Below are 22,217 nucleotides of genomic sequence, written 5' to 3'. Positions count from 1 at the left end.
AAATGCGGATATTTCCGGACAGGGGTAGCGACGCGACGCGTTCACCGCTCGCGGTACTTTCCCGACATATCCTGATTTAGCACCGTTAGAGCCGTCACTGGCGAAAATGCGAATCGTTCGATGCGCGCTGCCTGTGCTGCCGCGCTGCCCGCGCTGCCGGCGCTGCCCGTTCGACGTGCGCGGCGTGCTCGCGCTGCCCGCGTGGCTTGCGCTGCCGCTTCCCGTGCTGCCTGTGCTGCCGGCGCTGCCCGTTCGACGTGCGCGGCGTGCTCGCGCTGCCCGCGTGGGAAAAAGCGTCACGGACTCGCTCACCGAAGCCGCCGTCCTGCTCGGGCAGCTCAGTGAAGCCGCCGAGTTGCTGCACGCTCTCGCCGACCGCTCCCGCGACGATATCAGTTGACAGTCATCTCTCGATGAGTTGCCCGTTCAAGCCCTGGGCGAGAGAGGGCCAGAATTGCTTTGCCCAGTCAAACCAGCTCTCATGTCCCGGCGGCGGGGATGGCAGAAACGAACCGGAGAGCTCGTCTGCGTCAGGAATCTGGAATTGCTCTCTCCAGGGGTCGAGCTCCGCCTCGGCCATAGGAAATGTCTGCTCCGGCGTGTGTTTCCAGCGGTTCTGAATCCGGTTCCATTGCACATCGCGTTCGACAGGCAGGTACACGATCTCGCATGACGCTCCCACCGAAGCGGCCATCCAGCGCAGTGCGGAGCGCTCGTCGCGCGACCATAGTCCGAAGTCGAGAACGACGCTGAGCCGCAGGCGCAGGGCGTCGATGGCCAATGCGATGAGTCGTCCCTCCAGCAGCCATCGCATGCCACCTGGCTCCTGGTGACGGTCTTCCTGGCCGAAGATGGAGAGCGCCCATTCGTCGGGAGTGAGCCGCAGGGCCCCACGCTCCTCCGCCAGCTCCCGCGCTCGAAAGGTCTTCCCTGACCCGGGAAGACCCACCATCAAGAACAGAGTGGGGCCATTGGCTGCACGCAAATCTTTCAACGTCTCACTCACCTGCTACATGGTGCACGACACTCGCCCACGAGCAACCGCATAATCGGCCATCGGCCTGTCAAAGCATCGGTCCACCTCAAGTTCTCGTCCCACGTCCGAGCGACACCCCACCAAGGCGAGTGGGGCCAAACAAGTTGGAATTGCGGCCTCCCGGCCGCGACCCATCGCCACCTTCGATCACCGCCCAAGTGGAGCCAAAAGGAGTTCTACTCGATCAAGCGGTGGTCCCGAAAGAAGTTCGCCCGGTGGGGCCAGAACAGGTTCTTACAAAACACGCTGCTCGTTCGGCGTGCGCGGCGTGCTCGCGCTGCCCGTTCGGCGTGCCCGATGTGCCCGACGTGCCCGGCGTGCCTGCGCTGCCCATTCGGCGCGCGCGGCGTGCTCGCGCTGCCCGCGTGGCTTGGCTTGCACTGCCCGCTCCCCGTGTGGCGTGCGTGGCCCGTGCTGCCCGCGTGGCGTGCGCTGCCACGCTGCCGGCGTTGCACGCGCTGCCCGCGCGTGGCGTGCCTCGCCGCTCGCTGCCCGCGTGTCCCACAGGCGTGCGGCCTGCCCCCGCTGCCGCGTGCGTGGCATGCTCCGCTGCGCGCGCTGTCCGCGCCGGCGTGAGCAGCGGTCTAGGGGAGCCGGACCAGATGGGAGTAGAGGGTCCGCAGGGCGGCCTGGACCTCCGGCAGGGCCCGCGGGTCGTCCAGGGCCTGCAGGATGGCGTCGTCCGCCGGGTCGCCGCTCACGATCAGGAACTGCTTCGCGGACGGGTTGGGCCGCACGAGGGTGCGCCGGCGGTCGCGCGGGTCCGGTGACGTCACCACCGAGCCGTGCTCCTGCAGCCGCGCGATCGACGCCGACACGTGGCTCTGCGGGAAGCCCGTCCGCGCCGCGATCTCGCCGATCGAGCTGTCCGGGTGCTGGGTCACGTCGACCAGGACCGAGCGCACGCTGGCCGGCATCTCCGCGTCCGGGGAACCCAGGGTCGGCATCGCCGTGCTGCCCAGCTTCATCAGGGTGCGGCCCAGGACCAGGAGCTCGAGTCCGTTCACGATCGCCAGAATACAACAGGCTTGATGCATCAGAAATGATGCTTTACCGTCGGCGGCATGCACACCCAGATGCGCGGCCGCGGGGAGCGGCTGCTCGTGATCGTTCAGCCCGGGGACGGGGATGCCGACGGGTGTCCCGCGCTCGTCGAGGAGCTGGCCGGTGACATGAGGGTCCTGACGTACGACCGCCGGGGCCTGTCCCGCAGCCCGGCCGGCGACGATCCGGTGACGATCGAGTCGCACACGGACGACCTGGCGTTCCTGCTGGCCACGCGGGCGAAGGGCCCCGTCGACGTGCTCGGGATCAGCATCGGCGCGCTGATCGGGCTCGACCTCGCGGCCAGATACCCGGGGCTGGTGCGCACGCTCGTGGCCTTCGAGCCGCCGCTCACGCAGGTGCTCGACGAGCCGGAGCCGTTCGTGGCGCGGCAGCGGGCGGTCGAGGACGCGTTCCGGGCCGAGGGCGCGGCCGGGGCGATGCGGCACTTCCTCGCGATGACCGGCGTCGACCCGGCCGACCGTGAGCCGGACGCCGAGCTGCCGGGGCCGGGCCCGCGACGGGCGGCCAACCTCGCGTTCTTCCTGACCTACGACGCCCCGGCGGCGAGGCGTTTCCGGTTGTACCTCGACCCACTCCTCGACCCCGCCCCGCCCACGGTCATCCCGGCGGTGGGCCGCAGCAGCCGCGGCCGCCCGCACGCGGCCCCGGCGGAGGCCCTGGCGCGGCTCCTCGGTCGCGAGCCCGCCGAGTTCGACGGCGGCCACAGCGCCCACGTGTTCCGGCCGAAGGCCTTCGCGCGACGACTGCGCGAGCTGCTCGGCCCGAGCTGAGGCCGACTCCGAAACGCGCGGTTGAGCCCGGCCCGGCGACGCGCGGCTGAGCCCGACACCGCGACGCGCGGCTGAGCCCAATCCCGTCACGCGTAGCTGAATCCGGTCCCGTCACATGTACAGGTCGACGCCCTTGCCGTCGGTCACGTTGGCCGCGACCCGCACGTTGTGCTTGGTGCCCATGAGCTGGCTCAGGGTGTCGGCCTGGGCGTTGACCTGGGCCTGGCGGGTCGCCGGGTCGACCGGGGTGCCCGCGGCGGGCATGCTGAACGTGATCGCGTCGCCGATGCGCATGCGCTGTCCTCCGTGACGTGAATGAGCACTGGTCCCCTGCCATCGGCCGGGGGACCAGTGCTCGTGAGGGTTTTCAACGCTCGAGCCGCAGTTGCGCCGCGAGGGCCACGAGGGCGGCCAGGATGATCGCGCCGCCGTAGAGCAGCACGGTGGTGAGCAGGCCCAGGGGCGCCACCAGCTGGCCGGCGACGATCGCGGGGACGCCGAAGCTGAGGTACGCCACCAGGAACACGGCCGCGAAGAGCGCCGCGCGCTGGTGGGCCTCGGCGAGGGGGCCGACCGTCCGCAGCGCGCCGGAGAACGTGGCGCCGAAGCCCGCGCCGCCGATCAGGCCGCCGACCCACAGCAGGGGCAGCGTGCCGGTCGCGATGCCGGCGAGCACGATCGCGGTGCCGGCCAGCACGGCGACGGTGCCGGTGCGCACGACGCGGCGGGCCGGGTGGCGGCTGAGCACGTACGCGGCCGTGGCGGCGGTGGCCGGCGGGATGAACGCGGTGACGCCGTTGAGCAGGCCGCTGGAGTGGTGGAACACGTCGCGCAGGATGCTCGGGGACAGGCCCATGAACAGGCCCGCGAGCATCCAGGAGGCCAGATGGGCCGGGGCGGCGGCCAGGAAGTCGGGGCGGGCGGCCCGCGGCACCGAGACCCGCGGCCTCAGCGCGGCCAGGGCGCCCGGGCGGCGGCTGACGGTCTCGGCGGACAGCACCGCGGTCAGGGTGCCCACGGCCATGATGACGGTGAGGCTGGTGAACACGATGAGGTTCGCCTGGTGCGTGAACTGCACGGCGGCGCCGGTGAGCAGCGCGCCGATGCCCAGCCCGCCCGCGGGGGCGACGGCGCCGAGGATGCCCCCGAGCCGCTTGTGCCGCTCGGGCGCCAGCTCGACCAGGGCCGCGGTGAACGCGCTGCTGGCCGCGCCGGTCGCGACGCCCTGCACGACGCGGGCGGCGATCACCCAGCCGATGTTCGGGGCGAAGACGAACATGAGCATCGCCGCGAGCTCGACGGCCAGGGCGGCGACGAGCACCGGGCGGCGGCCGACGTGGTCGGACAGGGAGCCGACCACGACGAGCGAGGCGAGCAGGCCGAACGCGTAGGCCGCGAAGGCGACCGTGAGCACCCACGGGGCGAAGCCCCACTCGCGCTCGAACAGCACGAGCAGCGGGGTCGGGGCGCCGGCGGCGAGGTACAGGGACGCGAAGGCCAGGGCGGCGCCGGTGAAGGCCACGGCCGGCGGAAGGGTGCGCCGGGCGGGCGTGACGGCCGGGCGGGCGAGTGTTGCGGTAGACATCGCGCGACTCCTAAAGCAAAGGTCTTTGCGTTACGCTGAAGGTACGCCCGAGGGACCCCGTTAAAGCAAAGAACATTGCATTAGTAAGGAGGGTCACACCGTGTCCGCTCCCGTGCGCCGCACCGGTGGGCGCAGCGCCGCCGTGCTGGCCTCGATCCGCTACGCCGTCGAGGAGCTCGTCCGCGAGCGCGGCGCCGAGAAGGTGACGATTCCCCTCGTGGCCGAGCGCGCCGGGGTCAACCCGACGAGCGTGTACCGCCGCTGGGGCGACGCCGCCGCGCTGCTCAACGACATCGCGACCTATCGCCTGGACCCCGACCGGGAGCTCCCGCACTCCGGCGACCTGCGCGCCGACCTCATCGCCTGGGCCCGCGAGGTCGTCGAGCACTACCGCAAGCCGATCAACGCCGCCCTCCTGCGCGGGGGCAGCGCGTCCGCCGGCGAGCAGGAGACCGAGTGCCTGCGCAACCGCCGCGCCGAGGCCCTCGTCATCATGGGCGAGCCCGCGGCGCTGGACGCCGACGAGATCATCGACGGGATCATCGCGCCCATCGTGTACCGCGCGATCTACCTCCCGTGGACGCTGGACGATGATCTGCCGGTCCGCCTGGTCGACAAGGCCCTCCCGGCCTAGCGTGGGTGGCATGAGTCGCCCACACCTGATCCCCGGCCCCGACCACCCGATCACCGTCACGCCCTCGGACGTGCGGGTCGTCGTCCGCTCCGGCGAGCACGTCGTCGCCGACACCACCAACGCCCTGGCCCTGCAGGAGTCCACCTACCCCGTGGCCTACTACGTGCCGCTCGACGACGTCGACCAGCAGTTCCTGCAGCGCTCGGAGCACAGCACCTACTGCCCGTACAAGGGCGACGCCTCCTACTACTCGGTCGTCACGCCCGACGGCACCGTGGAGAACGCGGTCTGGAGCTACGAGACGCCCTACGAGGCCGTCGCGCCGATCGCGAAGCGTGTGGCCTTCTACACGGACCGTCTCGAGGTCACGGTCGTGTCGGGATCCTGACGTAAACGCGGCGGCCCTCCGTGTACGTCTAACCCTCGGGAACGCGCCCGGACATTGCGGGCAATACCATTCGGGGGTTTTGCAGCGCGGCTCCCGGTGAGTACCGTTCGCGAACGGGGAGGGCACAAAACATGTGGAGTCGTCGCAAGATGCTGGCCGCGGGCGCGGGAGTGGCCGCGGCCGCCGCGCTCGCCGCGTGCAATGACGGGAACAAGGGCAAGGCCGCCTGGACCGGTGGCGGCGCCTCACCCGGCACGGACGCCGGCGGCGGAGGCGGCGGGGGAGCCCCCGCGACGCTCACCATCACGCCCGCGGCCGACACCAAGGACGTGTCGCCGACGAGCCAGGTGACCGTCGCCATCGACAACGGCACGCTGAGCACGGTCACCGTCGCGGCCGGGAACAAGAGCCTCGACGGCAAGCTGTCCGAGGACAAGAAGAGCTGGACGTCGAGCGGCTCCCTCGCCTACGGGCAGACCTACACGGTCACCGCCGCCGGCGCCGGCGCGGACGGCAAGGACGTCAGCCAGACCGCGAGCTTCACCACGCTGCAGCCCAAGGCCGTCGCGAACATCACGTTCCAGGCCAACCCGATGGCCGCGCTGAAGAACGGCGGCACCTACGGCGTCGGGCAGCCGGTCATCGTCTTCTTCAACAAGGCCGTCAAGAACCAGGACGCCGCCGAGCAGGCGATGAAGGTCACCACCTCGCCGCAGGTCGAGGGCAAGTGGCACTGGGTCACCAACCAGAGCGCGCACTGGCGGCCGGAGAAGTACTGGGCGAAGGGCACCACGGTCAAGGTCAGCGTCAACCTGCTCGGCGTCGACCTCGGCAACGGCACCTACGGCGGCGGCAACGCCAGCGCCAACTTCTCCATCGGGCCGGCGCGCATCGCGATCGCGGACTCCAACACGCACCAGATGGAGTGCTACGTCGACGGGCAGATGGTCAAGAAGATCCCGATCAGCATGGGCAAGGGCGGCACGACCACCGGCTCCAAGGGCGAGACCATCGACTTCTTCACCCGCTCCGGCGTGCACGTGCTGATGACGAAGGAGCCGGTCGTCACGATGAGCTCCGCCAGCTACGGCATCACGGACAAGAAGAACCCGAACTACTACGAGGAGCAGATCAAGCTCGCGTGCCGGATCTCGCTCTCGGGTGAGTACGTGCACTCGGCGGACTGGAACATCCCCTCGCAGGGCAAGGCGAACACCTCGCACGGGTGCGTGAACGTGGCGCCGGCCAACGCGCAGTGGTTCTACGACACCTTCGACACGGGCGACGTCGTCGAGGTGCGCAACACGCCCAAGAACCTGCCGCTGACCGACGGCGTCGGCGACTGGAACGTGGCCTGGAGCCAGTGGTGACCCGGTGCTGACGGACCCGGTGGCGACCCGGTCCCGTCACAGGCCGCCGGCGACCCGCAGCGTCGTGCCCGTCGCATAGGAGGCGGCCGGGCTGAGCAGCCACGCGATGGCCTCGGCGATCTCCTCCGGGGTGCCGAGGCGCCCGACCGGGATGCGCGAGACCACGTTCGCGGCGCGGTCCGGGTCGCCGGTCTGCTCGTGGATCTCGGTGTGCACGAAGCCGGGAGCCACGCCGTTGACGCGGATGCCGTCGGCCGCGAGCTCCTTGGCCAGGCCGAGGGTCAGCGCGTCGACCGCGGCCTTGCTCGCCGCGTAGTGCACGTAGTTGCCGGGGCTGCCCAGGGTCGCCGCCGTCGAGGAGACGTTCACGATCGCGCCGCCCCGGGTCATGACCCGGGCGGCCTGGCGGGCGCACAGGAACGCGCCGATGACGTTGACGTCCATGACGCGGCGCAGCTCGGCGGTGTCGAGGTCGGCCAGCCGGCCCAGGGTCGAGGCGATGCCGGCGTTGTTGACCAGGCCCGTGATCGGGCCGAGGCGCTGGGCGGCGGTGTCGAACAGCGCCACGACGTCGTCCTCGGACGAGGTGTCGGCGCGCACCGCGACGGCCTCGGCGCCCGCGGCCCGCACGGCGTCGGCGACCCGCTCGGCGGCGTGGGCGTTGCTGCGGAAGCCGATCGCGACGCGGTGCCCGTCGCGGGCCAGCCGCAGGCAGGTCGCCGCGCCGATGCCCCGCCCGCCGCCGGTGACGACCGTTACGTGCTCCATGCCGCCGAAGCTACCGGTCCGCGGGGGCCGTGGGTGGCGTTCCGGCGCCGAATGGGCGCCCGCCGAGGGACTCGCGGCCGTGCGGCTCCTGCCAGCCGCTCAGGTCGGGGCCCAGCGGCACGACGCCGCTCGGGTTGATGTCGCGGTGGACCTCATAGTAGTGGCGCTTGATGTGCTCGAAGTTCACCGTGTCGCCGAAGCCGGGGGTCTGGAACAGGTCCCGCGCGTACGCCCACAGCACCGGCAGCTCGCTGAGCTTCTGCCGGTTGCACTTGAAGTGGCCGTGGTAGACCGGGTCGAACCGGACCAGGGTGGTGAACAGGCGCACGTCGGCCTCGGTGATCGTGTCGCCGACGAGGTACCGCTGCCGCCGCAGCCGCTCCGAGAGCCAGTCGAGGCGCGCGAACAGGCGCTCGTACGCGGACTCGTAGGCCTCCTGGGAACCGGCGAAGCCCGCGCGGTACACCCCGTTGTTGACGTCCTTGAAGACGACCTCCATGACCTCGTCGAGCTCGTCGCGCAGCGGCTCGGGGTAGAGGTCGGGCGCGCCCTCGCGGTGGTACGCCCGCCACTCGGTCGACAGGTCCAGCGTCAGCGGCGCGTAGTCGTTGGTGACGACCTGGCCGGAGGGGATGTCCACGATCGCGGGCACGGTGATGCCGCGCTCGTAGCCTGGGTAGCGGGCGAAGTACGCCTCCTGGATCCGCTCGATGCCCAGCACCGGGTCGCGGCCGCCGGGGTCGAGGTCGAACGTCCAGCTGCGGGCGTCGTGCGTGGGTCCGCACACGCCCATGGACAGCACGTCCTCGAGCCCCAGCAGCCGGCGCACGATGATGGCCCGGCTGGCCCACGGGCACGCGCGGCTCACGACGAGGCGGTAGCGCCCCGGCTCGACCGGCCAGCCGTCCCGCCCGTCGGCGGTGATGCGGTCGGCGATGTACCGCGAGTCGCGCTTGAACTCCCCGTCCGCCCGGTATGCGTTCACCGTCCCATTAGACCAGCTGCGGGTAGAGCGCCGCCGGGTCCGCGGACAGGCCCCGCTTGACGGTGCGGGTGACCTCGTCGGCGAGCACCTCGAAGTCGCCCGCCGCGACGCCGTCGAGCGCCTGCCGCGCGACGTCCTGGGCGGTGACCTTGGGCGCGTCGACGCCCGCGGTCATCTCGGTGTCGATGTACCCCACGTGCAGCCCCGTCACCGTCGTGCCCTGCGGCGCCAGCTCGAGGCGGAACGCGTTGGTCGCCTGCCAGACGGCGGCCTTGCTGGCGCTGTACGAGGTGCCCTGGGAGATCCAGCTCAGCACCGAGTGCACGTCGAGCACGTGGCCGCCGCCGTTGGCCGCGAGCACCGGGGCGAACGCGCGGGTCACGTTGATCGTGCCGTAGAAGTTCGTCTCGAACTCGCGGCGGATGTCGTCGAGGTCGCCGTGCAGCATGCTGGCGCGGGTCGTGATGCCGGCGTTGTTGATGAGCACGGTCACGTCGGGGGCCTCGGCCGCGGCGCGCCGTACCGAATCCGGATCCGTGACGTCGAGGGCCAGCGGCACGGCGCCGGGGATGCTCACCGACCTCGGGTCGCGGGCCGCCGCGTAGACCTTGCGCGCGCCCCGGGCCAGGGCCTCCTCCACGAATGCCCGCCCCAGCCCCCGGTTGCCGCCCGTGACCAGCACGACCTCGTTGCGCATCGCGACACCTCTTCGCAGTCGTGGAAACCGATCGGTTTCCGGTGTGCCCCTACGGTAGAACGATCGGTTTCCGATTGGGTAGACTGTTCGGTGTGACCTCCATCGCCTCCCCCCGTGAGCGGCTGCTGCGGGCCGCGGCCGAGCTCTTCTACGCCGAGGGCGCGGCCACGGTCGGCGTCGAGCGGCTGTGCAAGGCCGCGGGCGTGTCGAAACGGTCGATGTACCAGCTGTTCGCCACCAAGGACGAGGTGATCGCCGAGAGCCTGCGCGAATACGGGCCGGCGACGGTCGCGGGGTACTTCCCCGATCCGGCCGCGGACATGCCGCCGCGCGAGCGCATCCTGCACGTCTTCGCCCGGCTGGAGGAGCGGTCCGGCACCGGGTCCTTCCACGGCTGCCCGTTCGTGAACACGGCCGTGGAGCTGCACGACCCGGCGCACGCGGCGGCCCTCGTCGCGCTCTCCTTCAAGCAACGCCTGGAGTCGTACTTCCAGCAGCACGCCACCGCCCTCGGCGCGAGCGACCCGCAGTTCCTGGCCGCGCAGCTCACGATGCTCTTCGACGGCGCCTCGGTGCGGGCCGTCATGCGCGCCGAGCCCCTGGGCGGCCTGGCCCTGCGCGCGGCCGGGCATCTGCTCGACGCGGCCGTATGACCTCGCGGGTCATCGACACGGCGATCCCCGTCCGGTCATGATCGAAGGCATGAACGGATACGCGCTGGCCCATCTGCACAGCCAAAGCAGCCACGACGACGTGCTGGAATACCTCGAGCGCATCCAGGGCACCCTCGACCCCTTCGGCGGCCGGTTCCTCGTGCACGGCCCCCCGGTCGAGGTCCGCGAGGGCGAGTGGCCCGGCACCGTGGTCATCATCGAGTTCCCGAGCCTGGACGCGGCCCGCTCCTGGTACGACTCCCCGGCCTACCAGGCGATCCGGCACCTGCGCACCGACCACATCGCCGGGTCGGCGATCCTCTTCGAGGGCGTGCGCGCCGGCCACGACCCGGCGAAGATGGCCGCCGCGATCCGCGCCGCCCGCTAGCCGCCAGCCCGCTAGCGAGCCAGCCTCCTAGCCGCTTGCCCGCTGGCCGCACGCCCGGCGGCCCAGCTCGACCGCCTGGGCGCGCAGCTTCGGCAGGTCCAGGGCGGTCAGCCGGCCGTCCCGCTTCACCACGCGGCCGTCGACGAGCACCGTGTGCACGTCGGCCGGCCCGAGCGCCGTCACCACCGCGCCCGCGACCGCGGCGCCGGGCAGGTGGGCCAGGCCCGAGAGCAGCACGAGGTCGGCGCGCATCCCGGGGGTAAGGGCGCCGGTGACGGCGCCGAGGCCGATCGCGGCCGCGGAGTCGGCGGTCGCCGCGGCCAGGACCGAGCCGGCCGGGGCCATCGTGCCGGACTCGGCCCGGTGCCGGCGCAGCGTCTCCCGCATCGGCTCGAACAGGTCCGGCGGGGCGTTCACCACGACGTCGGTGCCGAGGCCGCACCGGCCGCCGGCGGCCGCGAACCGGGTGTAGGGGGAGGCCCCGTGGCCCATCGTCGCCTCCACCACGGGGGTGACCGTCACGCCCGTGCCGGAGCCGGCGAGCCGCGCGGCGTCGTCGGCGGTCATCGCGTTGACGTGCACGAGCTGCAGGTGCGGGCCGAGCAGGCCGGCCTCGTCCATGCGCGCGATCGGGCCGCCGGGGCCGCCGCCGAGGTGCATGGACGCGAGCAGGCCGTGCTCGCGGGCGAGCCGCAGCTCGGCGACGGCGTCGTCCCAGCGCCCGTACTGCGTCCCGAGCAGCGCCAGCGCCCCGGTCACCGTCCCCGTGCGGCCGGCGAGCCGGGCCGCGTCCGCCGGGTCGGCGCCCGCGACCACGGCCCGGATGCCCGCGCTCGCGTAGGCGTCGAGCACCGCGTCCACGTGCGGCACGTTGCACCAGTCGAAGACGGTGGTGATCCCGGCGTCCAGGGCCTCGGCGGCGCCGAGCAGCGTGGCCAGGTGCGCGTCCTCGGGCTCGAAGACGGCCAGGGCCCGGCCCAGCACCGCCTCGAAGTAGTCCGGCAGCGTCATGTCGGCCGCGGCACCCCGCAGCGGCGCCTGCCACACGTGCCGGTGCCCGTCGACGAACCCGGGCGCCACGACCAGGCCCTCGGCGTCGATGACCTCGGCAGCCTCTCCGGCCGGGTTGTTCGCCGCGGCGCCGACGGCGGCGATGGCCCCGCCGGTGACGAGCACGTCGGCGGGCGCCCCGGACAGCAGGCGCCCGCCGCGAATGAGCAGATCCACGTGTACCTCCTGGAAAGCTTTTGAAAAAGCTAACTCAAAAGCTTTTCGGAAAGCAAGACGCGGGTCAGGCGTTCCCCGCCTTCGGGTCCCCGAGGAGCGCGGGCTGCTGGATGTCGGTGCGGGCCGTGCCCAGCGCGGCGCCCATGAACTGGCGGTAGACCGCCGCGGGCAGAGTCGCGCCGGTGACGGGCGCCCCGGACTTGTCGGCCAGCGGCCGCTCCTCGGCCTTGTTCCCGACCCACACCGCGACCGCGACCTGCGGCGCGAAGCCGGCCGCGGTGGCGTGCGCGGTCTTGCCGAAGTCGCCGCCGAGCGGCCAGTCGCCGACCGCGAGCGCCGTCTGCCGCCCGTCGGCGAGCCGCCCGGCCGGCTGCTGGGCGAGGGACCACGCCACGTTGCGCGCGATCGCCTCGTCCACGCCCGCTTCGGCGAGCTCGGTGGCCCGGTAGATGGTCTTGCTGCCGCTGGTCACCGCGGCGATGAGGTGCGCCCTGGCCCGCTGCCCGTCACCGGCGAGCGTCGCCATGACGTTCGCCTGGTCGGTCAGCGTCATCGGGTACTTCCCGTAGCCCAGCTCGGTGTTGAAGTACTTGGGCGACAGTCCGTCGCCGGGCCCGTCGAGCCGGACCGCCTCGGCCTTGCCGTCCACGGTCGCCCACATGGTGCCCGCCCCGAGCGCCCGGGCCATGTCGAGGACCTTGCCCGGCCCGACCTTCTCGGTCACCCCGAACAGGGGCACCCGCAGCCCGTCGCGCTCGGCCTCCAGCAGCGTGCACGACGCCTTGCCGCCCGGGCACCGGTGCACGTCGCGCACCGGGTTGCCGCCCTTGGCCGTGCGGCCCGAGGCCGGGAAGTCCATCTCCGCCGGCGCCTGCCACCGCGACTGCAGCGAAATTCCGGCCTTGAGCGCCGCGGCCACCGTGATCGGCGCGAAGACGTTGCCCGGCGGGTGCGCGCCGGCGTAGTCGATCGCGGCCGCGCGGTCGTTGCCGTAGTAGGCCAGGATGCGCCCGGTGAGCGGCTGGACCGCGACCGCGCCGGCCGCCAGTGTTGCGGGCTGGCCGCTCATCGCCGCGCCGACGGCGCCGAGCAGCGACCCTTGCAGCCGGCGGTCGATGGTGGTGGAGATGCGGGCGCCGGCGGCGTTGAGCCCGAGCGTCGCGAACTCGTCGAGCACGCGCCGCTCGACGAGGCCGTCGCTGCCGTCCGGGCGCAGCGCCTTGTGCCGCTTGGCCGCGTCCTCGGCGGTGCGGGTGGTGCCCTCGGGGAAGACGACCCCGGCCCCGCCGCCGCTCATGCGCCCGCGGATCTCCTCGAACCGCTTGCGGGCCGCGCCGGCGTGCACGGTCGGGTCGTAGGCGCCGTCGCCGGGCGAGTCCAGCTGCGCGGCGAGCACGACGGCCTCGCCGGGCGAGAGGGTCGCGGCCGGCTTGTCGTAGTAGGCCTGCGCGGCCGCCTCGACGCCGTAGGCGAGCCGGCCGAAGTACATCGTGTTGAGGTAGCGGTCGAGGATGACGTCGCGGCCGTGCTGCCGCTCGAGCCGGCTCGCGACCGCCAGGAGCCGTGCCGTGCCGATCCGGGGATCGTCGAGAACCTTCCGGGTGTACTGCACGCTGAGGTCCGTCGGCCGGCCGAACCAGTGCCCGTCCCGGAATCCCGGGTCCTGGGCGGCGATGACGGCGTCGGCGACGTACCCCGGCAACCGCGCGGTGTCGATCAGCACCTGGTCGTCCTTGCCGGTGCGGGCCATGAGCGTGCCGTCGGAGTAGAGAATCTCCGTCGACCCGCCCGGCTCCGGCAACGGCGGCACGCTGACACTGCCGGTGTAGATCCCGGCGGCCGCGGCGGCCCCGCCGAGCAGCACCACGACGATCGCGGCCCCGGCGAGCACCCGTCTTCTATTCATCTGCGTCAGTCCTCCCCATGGACGGACGCATCGTACGCGGTCGTTCCGGGACTGGTTTCAGGACAGACAGCCCTCGACGGCGTCGTACATCGCGTTGCCGCGGTCGTGCCCGGCCAGGTGCCGCGTCACGTACGCCATCCGATAGCCGTCCGGGTCGGCGAGGCGCCCGCCGCCCGAGGAGCCGCCGATGCCGCCCATGCCGATCCAGTCCTCGTCGCGGCGCAGGCCCAGCGTCCAGATCGCGTCCTCCTCCAGCAGCCGGTCGGCGCCCTCGGCCTGCGGCGCGAGCATCTCGGCCAGCACCTCGGCGGGCAGCAGCCGGGGGAGGGCCTGGTAGAGCCCGGCCAGCCCGCGGGCGGTCGCGTGCAGGTTCACGGCCGGCAGCTCGCCGCCGCGCCAGGCGTCGCCGTTGAGCACCGCGGTGTCGAGCAGCCCCGCGGGGTTGCCGAGGGCGCGGGCCCACAGGTCGCCGTGGCCGTGCACCGACGCCTCCGGCCAGCCCGGGTCGCCGAACTCCACCTCGGCGCAGCGGGCCCGGTCGGCCGCCGGCACCCCGAAGTGCACGTCATGGCCGAGGCCGCGGACCACCTCGCCGACCGTCTCGCCGGTCGCGCCGCGCAGGATCGCGCCGAGGATGTTGCCGTACGTCAGCGCGTGCTCGCCCACCGCCGTGCCCGGCTCCCACTCCAGCGGCGAGGCGAAGATCGCCGCGGTGCAGCGGTCCCAGTCCAGGCCCTCGTCCGCGGTCAGCGGCTCGGCGACGGCGGGCAGCCCGAGCTGGTGGGCGAGGGCGTGCCGCACGGTGCCGCGCTCGTGCCCGAACGCCGGCCAGTACCGCGCCACCGGCTCGTCCAGCCCGATCCGCCCGTCGGCGACCCGGGCGAGCACGGCGAGGGCCGCGACCGGCTTGCCGGCCGAGAACACCGTGGTCAGGGTGTCGGCCCGCCAGGGGCGCGTGCGGGCGGCGTCGGCCCAGCCGCCCCACACGTCGACGACGAGCTCGCCGTGGGCGTAGGCGGCGACGGAGGCGCCCGTCTCGGCGCCGGACTCGAGCAGCTGCCGGAAGGCTTCGGCGACGGGCTCGAAGCCCTCGGCGACGGTACCGCTGACCAGTTCATCCACGGACGCGGACGGTACCGTGCCCCGGCCCCTCGCGCACCGATGATTCGGCTGCCCGCACCGCCCGAGGCCGACGTGACCTCGGTGAGTCGGCCCGGGCCTGGTGGACAGATCCGGGTTGCCTCGGCGCCGGTCTCCTGGGTTCGGCTGCCCGTTCCCGGCCCGGCTGCGGCTCGCTGATCCGCGGATCGCCCCCTTGCCGGGGTCGGAAATGTCGGGCGCTTCGCTTGCCCGTTCCCGGCCCGGCTGCGGCTCGCTGATCCGCGGATCGCCCCTCGCCGGGCGCCGAAATGTCGGGCGCTTCGCTAGCCCGACATTTCGGACTTATACCCCGTCCGGCGATAAGTGCGAATTGTGCTGCCTCGTGGAGAACTCGAGGATCTCGATCATGCCCGCCAGCACGGTGTCGTCGAAGTGCCGCAGGAACGCGGTGCCCTGCTCCACGACCGGCCCGTAGATCTCCTGGACCGACCGCTGCGCGAGCGGGGTCGGCCGCACCGTCACCCGCCGGCGGTCGTCCGCATCGCGCTCGCGGGTCACGTACCCGGCGCGCTCCAGCCGATCGATCGCCGTGGTCACCCCGCCGGTCGTCATCCCGGCCGCGGTGAACTCCCCGGTGCGGCGGCAGCGGTTGCCGCACGCGCGGCTCGAGGACGCGGGGATCGTCGCGGTGGCTGGAAAGGTACCGATGACGCCGGAAAGCACTTTGCTCATGCCGGAGGGACTGTTCCCGGGCATCGGCATGGTGCTGGCGCCGCGCGGGATGGCGTGCATCCTGCACTGGATGGAGTTCCCGTGGACGCCGGACGGGCGCCCGAAGGCGGGGATCGGCAGCAGCGACCGGGAGTTGCTCGCCGCGTGGCCCGGGCTGCTGTTCGACAACACGCGGGACTACCTGAACTGGGGGTTCTGGGCCTCGACGGACAAGTACCCGGCCGATGTCATGCGGCGCTCCGGCACCGACCTGGTCCGTCTGGTCACGTCGATGACGCCGCGCTGGGACGCGCGCCTGCACCGGCTCTTCGCCCTGACCGATGCGTCGACGTGCTTCCCGATCAACATTCGCACCTCGGTGCGCGTGGACCCGTGGCCCACGGACAACGTGACCCTGCTGGGGGACGCGATCCACATGACGCCGGGCCAGGGTGTGGGCGCGAACACCGCCCTGCGCGACGCGCACAACCTGGTGCTGGCCCTGACGAGCGGCCGCCCCGCGATCGACGCCCTGCGCGACTACGAGCGCGACATGATCGAGTACGGCTTCAAGGCCGTCGAGGCCTCGAAGCGGCAGACCGGCGGCGACCAGCTGGTCCGCCGCCCGGTGCTGGGCCCCGTGGGCCCTGGCCGCGCAGCGCACGTTCCTGCGGGCGACGGATCGGGTACCGCGCCGTTTCGAGGCCGGCCTGTACGAGGTCCGAGGCACCGAGTCGTGACGTGGTCTCCGGCTTGTTGCTCGGCTCCGGCTTGTTGCCCGCGCCGGTTGGTTTGCCCTAGTCGCTCGCTGACGTGATCGCGATGACCCGGGTGAGCGCCGCGTGCAGCTGCATGAGCTCGTCGATCGGCATGCCGAGCTGCTTGATGATGGCCGGCGGGATCTTCTGGGCCTCGGCCCGCAGCGCCCGCCCGGTCGCGGTGAGCGTGACCTCGAGCACCCGCTCGTCGTGCTCGGCCCGCCGCCGGTGGATGAGCCCCCCGCTTTCGAGCCGCTTGAGCAGCGGCGACAGCGTGCCCGGGTCGAGCTGCAACAACCGGCTGAGCTCCTTGACGGACAGCGGCGAGCGCTGCCACAGCGCGAGCATCACCAGGTACTGCGGGTGCGTCAGCCCCATCGGCTCCAGCAACGGCCGGTAGAGCGCAATCACATTCCGCGAGGCGACCGCCAGCGCGAAGCAGACCTGATGCTCCAGCGCGAGCGGATCGCCCACCCTTGCGTCCTCAGTCACGTGTCCCGACCCTTCCCGCACAACCCCGGCGGCTGTCATACTAGCGGCACACCAATAATTGGTACCCCAACCATTGGCATACCAAGGGAGCGCCCGACGTGTTTGGCTTGAAGCGCCGCGACCCCGCCGAGAAGAAGGACCGCGTGGGCACCTTCTTCTTCCGGATTTTCGGCCCCGCGACGGTGGAGGGCGCCATCCAGGGCTGGAGCCCCCAGGCGAGGGACCAGTACAAGCGGATGCGCGAGAACCAGCGGCGAGCAGCAGCCCAACGCCGGGAGGCGGAGGACTCAGCCGCGTAGCGGGCGGCCGCTCCCGTTTCCACGCGGCCGGCCCACCCACCGCGCCGCTGATCGCGCACCCGGCGTGCTGTCGGACGGGGGTCCTCCTCCACATGGGCGTCCGACGTGACCGGCTCGGCCGTCCCCGCACTGCTGATTACGCACCCGGCGGGTCACCGTGGCGTGTCGGACGGGGGTCCTCCGCCGGTCTTCCCCGTCTTTGCTGGCGCCGCCATCGTGCCGTCGCCGCCGTCGTGTTGCGGCTGTTCGTGCCGCGACCGCCGCCGACGTGTTGCTGCCAGTCTGTCTCTGCCTCAGCGTCTATCACGGTCGCGGTCGCGTCACCCTCGCGGCGCTGTGGCTATCGTCGCCCGTCGCCCGTCGCCCGTCGCCCGTCGCCCGTCGCCCGTCGCCCGTCGCCCGTCGCTGCGGTCCGTCGCCCGTCGCCCGTCGCTGTGCGCCGTCGCCCGTCGCCCGTCGCTGGGCGCCGTCGCCGGTCGTCGCGCTGCGCACGTCCGTGCTGTCGCCACCGCGTTGCCGTCGCTGTCATGGCGCCGCGTTGCGCCGTCCGTTGCTGCCCGCGTCGGCCTCATGCCCGCAGTCCTGTGCCGCCCCGGATCAGCGCAACCTTCGCCGACTGGCCTCCTGCAGCAACGCCAGCCGAATCGCTCCAACGGCCACGATCGCCAGCGCCGTACGCCACACCGCCAACCCGAACTCCACCGTCGTGACGTGCCCGGCCCCGAACTTCCCCGCGACTCCGTCGAGCCCCGGCACGCTGACGATGAGCGTCGTCACCGCCACGCCGGCCATCGTCGGCGCGACCCAGATCGCCCGAGGCCGCTCGAACGTCGTCCACGCCGCCCCCACGAGCACGAACGTGGCCGTGATGAGCAGCATCGCCATCGCCACCGTGACCGGCCGATGCCCGTCGAGCCGGCTGGCCCCGTGCAGCGCCCACCCGCTCCACTGATCGCCGCCCGGCTGCAGCAGGGTGGCGGTCCCGAAGTTCGTCTCCACGCTGACCGTGTTGTCCTCGCGAGCCCACGGCAACGCCAGCGCGAGCAGCGCCCCGATCGCCCCGACGAGCGCGACGACCCTGCTGCCGAACCCGGCAGGCGTAGGCCCCGGCAGCGGCGGCGCGACGTCGGCCGAACCGACACTGGCGTCGTCAGGTGAGCTCATGCCCGTAGACCGTAGTAGTCCAGCGCCAGCCAAGTCACGGCCCCTGCCGATGCTTCGCGAATCACCCTGCGTGTGCCCGCCTCGTTCACCTCACCTCCTCGCATCCAGGACGACGACCACGAATCCCGCTTCCTCGCGCCCGCGCCTCGAAGGCGCGCCCCAAGTTCAATGGCGCACGAATCCCGCCTCCTCGCGCCCGTCTCCCGAAGGTGCGCTCAAGTTCAAACGGCGCACGATCCCGCTTCCTCGCGCCCGCGTCCCGAAGGCGCGCCCCAGGTTCAACGGCGGCGGATGGCATCGCCGTTCTACTTCGGCGAACCGGGCGGAAGTTCGACGATGCAGACCTTGGAGGACCTGATCTTGAGCACGACGGGCTGCCCGGCCGGCTAGGCCTGCCGCGACGCGGTCGCGCCGATCGGCGCGTTCGCGGTGCGGGCTGGTCCTGAAGCGCACGGCCAGAAGCTCACGGCGTCAGAGCACCTTTGCGGACCGCGTCGGTTCGCGGAATCCGTGCGCCTCCGCCCGGACGACGCCACGTGCCCGGAACGGCCGGCGCGCACAGCGTCGCCGTCGGCCTTCCGAACCTCTGCCCGTGCGCCGTCACGTGCCCGGGTTGGCGGGCGCGGACAGCGTCGCCTCGAACCCCCGAACCCTCGGCCCGACCGCCGTCACGTGGTCGGGGTGGCAGGTTTTCGGCGCCCGGCCCCCTGCCGGTAGCCCGGATGCACCCCCGGCGCCAGACCCTGCTGATCCGCGATCCTCTGCAACAGGCCCGTCAACTGCTCGCGCTCCTCCGGTTCGAGCGCGGCGAGCATTTCGTCGTCGTGTTCGGTGGCGATCGATCGCATGTCCATCATGACCCGCTCTCCGTCGACGGTCAGATACAACTCGTGATGTCGCCGGTCGTTGCTGCCCGTCCTCCGCTCGACCAGGCCCTTGTGTCCGAGGTTGTCGATGAGCACCACCACGCGGCTGGGCACCACCCCGAGGTCGACCGCGACCGACTGCTGGCTTCGCCCGGGCTGGCCGTTGATCATCCGCAGCAGTCCGACCTCGGCCGGTGAGAGTCCGATCTGCTGCACGCGATCCGCGAACCGCTCCGATGCGTGTGCTCCGAGCTGTGCCAGAAGGAAGGCCGCCCCTCGTGGCCTCCTGGGTTGCCTGCCGTCCGTCATGGGGCTATGGTACACCACAAAGAACGATTCACTCAACTGAACGATTCAGTTCGGAGAAGGGAGTGCGTCATGGCGTTCACAAGTCATCCCGATCTGGAGGGCAAGGTCGCCCTGGTCACCGGCGGGTCCCGTGGCATCGGCGCCGCCACGTGCCGGGCGCTCGCCGCCAACGGGGTCCGCGTCGCCGTCAACGGCCGCGACTCCTCCGCGGTCGCAAGCCTCGTCGGCGAGATCGCCGGCGCCGGCGGGACGGCGCTGGCGGTGCCCGGCGACGCCACGGACGGCGCGATCGTTCGCCGCATCCGCGAGGAGGTTGAGCGGACACTCGGCCCGATCGACATCCTGGCGCCGTTCGTCGGCGGGCAAGGGCGTCCCGTTCCGACCCACGAGCTCGGTCCCGAGCAGTGGCGGGCCACCATCGAGGCGGACCTGACGTCGGTCTTCCTCGCCGTCAGCGAGGTGCTGCCCGGCATGATCGAGCGCCGCGCGGGAGTCGTCGTCACGATGTCGTCGACGGCGGGCCGGATGCCGGGGCTGGCCAGCGCCGCCTATGCCGCGGCCAAGGCCGGCGTCGTCATGTTCAGCAAGCACCTGGCCGCCGAGGTCGGCAAGCACGGCATCCGCGTCAACTGCCTCGCCCCGTCGGCCGTGCTGAACAGTCGCATGCGGCAGCACATGACCGACGAGCAACTCGCGGCGCTCGGCGACCAGTTCCCGCTGGGTCGCATCGGGCGCCCGGAGGACGTCGCCGAGGCCGTGCTCTACCTCGCCTCCGACGCGGCGTCCTGGATCACCGGCGCGACCCTCGACCTCACCGGCGGGCGGGTCATCGTATGACCGCCGCCGACAACGTCACCGGCTACGGAACCAATGCCGTCGGCTCCCGCAACACCCAAGCGGCCGCGCACGAGCTGGGCGCCCGCCGGATCCATCGTCGCGAGATCGGCCTGGGTTGGCAGACGCGCGGCGGGGTCGAGCCAGGAACTCGGCGGCGAGCGGTGGCTGGGCGCGCGAATGCGTCGGTGCGGATGTCACGAACCCGTCGGAGGCAAGGCGCGCAGGAGTGGCGGATAGAGGACCGTTGCCGGGCCCCGGGTAAAGAGCTGCGCTGGGCGGCCCCGGTCGCCGGCGGTGGAGCGGCCGGTGGGGACCACGAAGCCCGGGGTCGACGTGGCCTTGCGGTGGAAGTTCCTCGGATCCAGCTTGGCGTTCCAGACGGCCTCGTAGACCTGGCGGAGTTCGGCGATGGTGAACTCGGGCGGGCAGAAGGCGGCGGCGAGTGGCGAGTACTCGAGCTTGGCCCGGGCTCGTTCCACGCCGTCCCGGAGGATCGCCGCGTGGTCGAAGGCCAGCGGGGGCAGGCTCTCGACCGGGAGCCAGGCGGCCTCGGCGGCGTCGCTGCCCGCCGTCGGGGCCGGGGCCTCGGGGAGCAGGGCCAGGTAGGCGACCGTTACCACTCTCGCTCGGGGGTCGCGGCCGGGAGAGCCGTACGTGGCCAGTTGCTCCAGGTGGGTGGCCGGGTGCTGGAGGCCGGTCTCCTCCGACAGCTCGCGGATGGCCGCATCCGTCAGGTCCTCGGTGTCCAGGACGAAGCCGCCCGGGAGGGCGTAGGAGCCCTCGTGCGGGGGGATGGCGCGGCGCACGAGCAGGACGCACAGGGCGTCCGCCCGGACCGTGAGCATGACCAGGTCGACCGTTACGGCGAATGACATGAATTTATCACCACATTGACGAGAAACTCGTGTGACTTATATCGTCGGTCTGACGATAACTGAGCAGTGTAGGTGCTCCAGAGCTGGGCCGGGCGGGTGGCGTGCCGTTCGTTCGGTGGCTTGAGCCGGATGCCGTCGCGGGTCACCCGCTGTGCGGCCGCGGTGCGCTCGAGCCGGTGCCGCTGAGTCAGGGGAGGGGAAGGCGCCATGGCTGATGTGACACGGCGGTTGTTCTGGCGGCACCTGCGCGGGGCTCCCACCAGCTGGGTGCGGCATCACGTCAACGGGGTGGTGCGGCACGAAGGCGTCGGGCAGTCGTTCTGGTACCGGCCGTTGACCGCGGTGCTGTCGGAAGTACCCGTGGACGATCGGGAGCTGCCGTTGCTCTTTCATGCTCGTACCAGTGACTTCGCCGACGTCACCGTCCAAGCCACGGTCACCTATCGGATCAGCGTGCCGGCCACGGCGGCGGAGCGGCTCGACTTCTCCGTGGACCCCAAGGGCGGGCAGTGGCGGGCTCAGCCGCTCGATCAGGTCGCCACGCTGCTGGCGGAGCTGGCTCAGCAGCCCGCGCTCGATCTGCTCGCCCGGCTGCCGCTGACCGAGGCGCTCACGGCCGGGATCGCGCCCGTGCGGGAGGCGGTCTCGGCGGCGCTCGGGAGCGATCCGCGGCTGACCGATACCGGGGTCAGTGTCGTGTCGGCTCGAGTCGTGGCCATTCGGCCCGAGCCCGATCTCGAGCGGGCGCTGCAGACGCCCACTCGGGAGGCGGTGCAGCAGGAGGCGGATCGGGCGACGTACGCGCGGCGGGCTCGAGCCGTTGAGCAGGAGCGGGCCATCGCCGAGAACGAGCTGCAGAACAAGATCGAGCTTGCTCGGCGGGAGCAGCAACTGGTCGAGCAGCACGGGGCGAACACGCAGCGGCAGGCCGAGCTCGATGCGGCCGCGGCGCTCGTGGCCGCGCAGGCCGAGGCGGAGCGGTCGCGGGTGGCGGCGGTGGCCGAGGCGGAGCGGTCGCGGGTGGCGGCGGCGGCCGAGGCAGAGGCGGACCGGCTGCGGACGCAGGCTCGGGCCGATGGGGTGCGGGCGGTCGGGTTGGCCGAGGGGGAGGCCGAGGCGGCTCGGGTGGCGGCGTATCGGGATCTGCCGCCGGCGGTGCTGCAGGCGCTCGCCCTTCGGGAGCTGGCCGGGCAGCTGCCGGAGATCGGGCAGCTCACGGTCACCCCGGATGTGGTGACCGGGCTGCTCAACCGGCTCGGCAAGTAGGGAGGCGGCGCCGGGACCGCTGCGAGGGCTGGGTGAGGCGGTGCCGTGGTCGCCGCGGGAACGG

Annotated in this window: 26 protein-coding genes; 11 read left to right on the top strand and 15 right to left on the bottom strand. The window is 72.3% G+C overall.

The features are described 5' to 3' along the window. Positions 1–106: 106 nt before the first annotated feature. The gene (locus tag AC6JBM_RS29060) at positions 107–400 is read left to right on the top strand and encodes a hypothetical protein (protein WP_497977225.1); all 294 of its coding nucleotides are present in this window, start codon (positions 107–109) and stop codon (positions 398–400) included. A gap of 3 nt (positions 401–403) precedes the next feature. Here AC6JBM_RS29060 and AC6JBM_RS29055 read toward each other — a convergent pair whose 3' ends face one another. Both AC6JBM_RS29055 and AC6JBM_RS29050 read right to left on the bottom strand, forming a co-directional pair. Beyond that, complete coding sequence (locus tag AC6JBM_RS29055; RefSeq protein ID WP_497977224.1) at positions 404–1,006, bottom strand: P-loop nucleotide/nucleoside kinase family protein; 603 nt, start codon at positions 1,004–1,006, stop codon at positions 404–406. A gap of 614 nt (positions 1,007–1,620) precedes the next feature. Further along, positions 1,621–2,043: a MarR family winged helix-turn-helix transcriptional regulator gene (locus tag AC6JBM_RS29050; RefSeq protein ID WP_497977223.1), complete on the bottom strand. Its 423-nt coding sequence runs from the start codon at positions 2,041–2,043 to the stop codon at positions 1,621–1,623. A gap of 57 nt (positions 2,044–2,100) precedes the next feature. Here AC6JBM_RS29050 and AC6JBM_RS29045 point away from each other — a divergent pair, with 57 nt between their 5' ends. After that, entirely contained in the window at positions 2,101–2,874 is a 774-nt protein-coding gene (locus tag AC6JBM_RS29045) for an alpha/beta fold hydrolase (RefSeq protein WP_497977222.1), read from the top strand. Positions 2,875–2,985: 111 nt separating this feature from the next. Here the strand turns inward: AC6JBM_RS29045 and AC6JBM_RS29040 are convergent, their stop codons facing one another. Beyond that, on the bottom strand, positions 2,986–3,168 hold the full coding sequence (locus AC6JBM_RS29040; RefSeq protein WP_497977221.1) for a hypothetical protein: 183 nt from the start codon (positions 3,166–3,168) through the stop codon (positions 2,986–2,988). Positions 3,169–3,241: 73 nt separating this feature from the next. Then, positions 3,242–4,459: an MFS transporter gene (locus AC6JBM_RS29035; RefSeq protein WP_497977220.1), complete on the bottom strand. Its 1,218-nt coding sequence runs from the start codon at positions 4,457–4,459 to the stop codon at positions 3,242–3,244. Between the two features lie 100 nt (positions 4,460–4,559). Here AC6JBM_RS29035 and AC6JBM_RS29030 point away from each other — a divergent pair, with 100 nt between their 5' ends. The 3 genes from AC6JBM_RS29030 to AC6JBM_RS29020 all read left to right on the top strand — a co-directional run bounded on the left by AC6JBM_RS29030 (position 4,560) and on the right by AC6JBM_RS29020 (position 6,851). Then, positions 4,560–5,093, top strand: coding sequence for a TetR/AcrR family transcriptional regulator (locus AC6JBM_RS29030; RefSeq protein WP_497977219.1), 534 nt, complete (start codon positions 4,560–4,562; stop codon positions 5,091–5,093). Between the two features lie 10 nt (positions 5,094–5,103). After that, entirely contained in the window at positions 5,104–5,481 is a 378-nt protein-coding gene (locus AC6JBM_RS29025) for a DUF427 domain-containing protein (protein ID WP_497977218.1), read from the top strand. Between the two features lie 131 nt (positions 5,482–5,612). Then, entirely contained in the window at positions 5,613–6,851 is a 1,239-nt protein-coding gene (locus AC6JBM_RS29020) for a L,D-transpeptidase (protein ID WP_497977217.1), read from the top strand. Positions 6,852–6,887: 36 nt separating this feature from the next. On the opposite strand, the gene AC6JBM_RS29015 is transcribed toward AC6JBM_RS29020, so the two are convergent. From AC6JBM_RS29015 to AC6JBM_RS29005, 3 genes are read right to left on the bottom strand one after another with little or no spacing between them, the layout of a single operon-like run. Next, entirely contained in the window at positions 6,888–7,619 is a 732-nt protein-coding gene (locus AC6JBM_RS29015) for a glucose 1-dehydrogenase (RefSeq protein WP_497977216.1), read from the bottom strand. A 10-nt stretch (positions 7,620–7,629) separates the two neighbouring features. Further along, positions 7,630–8,604, bottom strand: coding sequence for a glutathione S-transferase family protein (locus AC6JBM_RS29010; RefSeq protein WP_497977215.1), 975 nt, complete (start codon positions 8,602–8,604; stop codon positions 7,630–7,632). Between the two features lie 7 nt (positions 8,605–8,611). Then, complete coding sequence (locus tag AC6JBM_RS29005; RefSeq protein WP_350625654.1) at positions 8,612–9,301, bottom strand: SDR family oxidoreductase; 690 nt, start codon at positions 9,299–9,301, stop codon at positions 8,612–8,614. Between the two features lie 92 nt (positions 9,302–9,393). Here AC6JBM_RS29005 and AC6JBM_RS29000 point away from each other — a divergent pair, with 92 nt between their 5' ends. Continuing rightward, entirely contained in the window at positions 9,394–9,954 is a 561-nt protein-coding gene (locus tag AC6JBM_RS29000; RefSeq protein WP_497977214.1) for a TetR/AcrR family transcriptional regulator, read from the top strand. Between the two features lie 49 nt (positions 9,955–10,003). Continuing rightward, positions 10,004–10,342 (top strand): DUF1330 domain-containing protein, encoded by a 339-nt coding sequence (locus AC6JBM_RS28995; protein ID WP_497977213.1) that lies wholly within the window; start codon positions 10,004–10,006, stop codon positions 10,340–10,342. 27 nt (positions 10,343–10,369) lie between these two features. On the opposite strand, the gene AC6JBM_RS28990 is transcribed toward AC6JBM_RS28995, so the two are convergent. From AC6JBM_RS28990 to AC6JBM_RS28975, 4 genes are all read right to left on the bottom strand, one after another. Continuing rightward, positions 10,370–11,569: an amidohydrolase family protein gene (locus tag AC6JBM_RS28990; protein WP_497977212.1), complete on the bottom strand. Its 1,200-nt coding sequence runs from the start codon at positions 11,567–11,569 to the stop codon at positions 10,370–10,372. Positions 11,570–11,633: 64 nt separating this feature from the next. Continuing rightward, positions 11,634–13,475, bottom strand: a complete 1,842-nt coding sequence (locus AC6JBM_RS28985; protein WP_497977211.1) for a transglycosylase domain-containing protein — start codon at positions 13,473–13,475, stop codon at positions 11,634–11,636. A 57-nt stretch (positions 13,476–13,532) separates the two neighbouring features. Then, on the bottom strand, positions 13,533–14,597 hold the full coding sequence (locus AC6JBM_RS28980) for a serine hydrolase domain-containing protein (RefSeq protein WP_497977210.1): 1,065 nt from the start codon (positions 14,595–14,597) through the stop codon (positions 13,533–13,535). Positions 14,598–14,918: 321 nt separating this feature from the next. Then, positions 14,919–15,308 carry a MarR family transcriptional regulator gene (locus tag AC6JBM_RS28975; RefSeq protein WP_497977209.1) on the bottom strand — a complete coding sequence of 130 codons (390 nt, stop codon included), beginning with the start codon at positions 15,306–15,308 and terminating at the stop codon, positions 14,919–14,921. Between AC6JBM_RS28975 and AC6JBM_RS28970 the strand changes: the two genes are divergently transcribed. Then, a complete protein-coding gene (locus AC6JBM_RS28970) occupies positions 15,307–16,104 on the top strand; it encodes an FAD-dependent oxidoreductase (RefSeq protein ID WP_497977208.1) in 798 nt (265 codons plus the stop codon). The genes AC6JBM_RS28975 and AC6JBM_RS28970 overlap by 2 nt on opposite strands. Here AC6JBM_RS28970 and AC6JBM_RS28965 read toward each other — a convergent pair. Beyond that, the gene (locus tag AC6JBM_RS28965; protein WP_497977207.1) at positions 16,085–16,537 is read right to left on the bottom strand and encodes a MarR family winged helix-turn-helix transcriptional regulator; all 453 of its coding nucleotides are present in this window, start codon (positions 16,535–16,537) and stop codon (positions 16,085–16,087) included. The two genes, AC6JBM_RS28970 and AC6JBM_RS28965, sit on opposite strands and share 20 nt — an antisense overlap. 98 nt (positions 16,538–16,635) lie before the next feature. Between AC6JBM_RS28965 and AC6JBM_RS28960 the strand changes: the two genes are divergently transcribed. Continuing rightward, positions 16,636–16,836: a hypothetical protein gene (locus tag AC6JBM_RS28960; RefSeq protein ID WP_350625638.1), complete on the top strand. Its 201-nt coding sequence runs from the start codon at positions 16,636–16,638 to the stop codon at positions 16,834–16,836. 597 nt (positions 16,837–17,433) lie between these two features. Here the strand turns inward: AC6JBM_RS28960 and AC6JBM_RS28955 are convergent. Then, positions 17,434–18,000 carry a hypothetical protein gene (locus AC6JBM_RS28955; RefSeq protein WP_497977206.1) on the bottom strand — a complete coding sequence of 189 codons (567 nt, stop codon included), beginning with the start codon at positions 17,998–18,000 and terminating at the stop codon, positions 17,434–17,436. A 668-nt stretch (positions 18,001–18,668) separates the two neighbouring features. Beyond that, entirely contained in the window at positions 18,669–19,175 is a 507-nt protein-coding gene (locus AC6JBM_RS28950; RefSeq protein ID WP_497977205.1) for a MarR family winged helix-turn-helix transcriptional regulator, read from the bottom strand. 69 nt (positions 19,176–19,244) lie between these two features. On the opposite strand from AC6JBM_RS28950, the gene AC6JBM_RS28945 reads away from it, so the two are divergent. Further along, positions 19,245–20,012, top strand: coding sequence for an SDR family NAD(P)-dependent oxidoreductase (locus AC6JBM_RS28945; RefSeq protein ID WP_497977204.1), 768 nt, complete (start codon positions 19,245–19,247; stop codon positions 20,010–20,012). 194 nt (positions 20,013–20,206) lie between these two features. Here AC6JBM_RS28945 and AC6JBM_RS28940 read toward each other — a convergent pair whose 3' ends face one another. After that, entirely contained in the window at positions 20,207–20,887 is a 681-nt protein-coding gene (locus AC6JBM_RS28940; protein ID WP_497977203.1) for an NUDIX hydrolase, read from the bottom strand. A 207-nt stretch (positions 20,888–21,094) separates the two neighbouring features. Between AC6JBM_RS28940 and AC6JBM_RS28935 the strand changes: the two genes are divergently transcribed. After that, positions 21,095–22,153 (top strand): SPFH domain-containing protein, encoded by a 1,059-nt coding sequence (locus AC6JBM_RS28935; RefSeq protein ID WP_497977202.1) that lies wholly within the window; start codon positions 21,095–21,097, stop codon positions 22,151–22,153. Positions 22,154–22,217 lie beyond the last annotated feature (64 nt).

The sequence above is a fragment of the Dactylosporangium thailandense genome, from assembly GCF_059739745.1.
The sequence above is the reverse complement of the archived record's forward strand: the minus strand, read 5'-3'. Positions and strand labels throughout refer to the sequence as shown.